1 protein-coding gene is annotated in these 1,106 nt (G+C 63.3%); it reads left to right on the top strand.

Annotated elements, in window-relative coordinates:
* A partial coding sequence (locus NAV32_RS17565) for a DEAD/DEAH box helicase (RefSeq protein ID WP_256054061.1) occupies positions 1–1,106 on the top strand: 1,106 nt, incomplete at both ends.

Here is a 1,106-nt window from a genome sequence, read left to right as displayed (position 1 = left end):
CTCTATGCGGCGCGGCGTCTGACCCGCCAGTGGACCGCCCTGCTCGGCCCCACCAACAGTGGCAAGACGCACCAAGCGATCGAGGCGATGACGGCAGTCACCCATGCCATCTACCTGTCGCCGCTGCGCCTGATGGCGCTGGAAAACCAGGAACGCATCGAATCCATGGGCGTGCCCTGCTCGCTCGTGACCGGCGAAGAGGAAATCATCCGCGAGGGCGCTACGCACTTCTGCTGCACCGTCGAGGAGTTCGCGCGCTTTCGCAGTCAGCACTGGGATGTGGTGGTCATCGATGAAGTGCAGATGATGGCCGACTCGCAGCGCGGCTGGGCCTGGGTCGATGCGCTGGTCAGCGCCTATACGCCAGAGCTGATCATGACCGGCCCCATGCTGATCCAGCCCTCGCTGAAAACCCTGTGCGATCTCTGTGAAGACCATTTGGTGGTCAAGCGCACTAAGCGCCTGTCGCCAGTGGAAGTCGCCCGTCGCGCCACCACGCTCAAGCAACTGGACGAAGGCTCGATGCTGGTGGCCTTCAGCCGCAAGACCGTGCTGGAACTCAAGGGGTTGCTGGAGATGACAGGCAAGAGCGTCTCGGTGGTCTACGGCGCGCTATCGCCGGAAGTGCGCCGCGAGCAGGCCCGGCGTTTCCGCGAGGGCGAGGCCGACCTGATGGTGGCCACCGATGCAGTGGGTATGGGCCTCAACCTGCCGGCCCATACGCTGTGCTTCTATACCGACGAAAAATACGATGGCATCCAGAACCGCCAGCTTCGGGTGCAGGAGGTCAAACAGATCGGCGGGCGCGCCGGGCGCTTTGGCCATCACGACAGCGGCACCATCACCGCCCTGGACGGCCAGACGCTGCAAGCGATCCGCCAGCTATTCTACAGCGCCGACCAGCCGGTGGACCTTACGCAGTTCCAGGTGCGGCCCTCCATCGAACACCTGCGCGCCATCGCCGAACTGATGGAAGATTCCAGCCTGCTGCGTGCCTGGCTGACCTTCAACCGCAATATCAACTACGGCGCGGAATTCATCTCCATCCTGCCGGACGAACTGGCCGAGTGGATCAAGCTGATCGACGACCCGCAGATCGATATGTC

The organism is Stutzerimonas stutzeri (assembly GCF_024448695.1).
GTDB classification, from domain to species: domain Bacteria; phylum Pseudomonadota; class Gammaproteobacteria; order Pseudomonadales; family Pseudomonadaceae; genus Stutzerimonas; species Stutzerimonas stutzeri_T.
The sequence above is the reverse complement of the archived record's forward strand: the minus strand, read 5'-3'. Positions and strand labels throughout refer to the sequence as shown.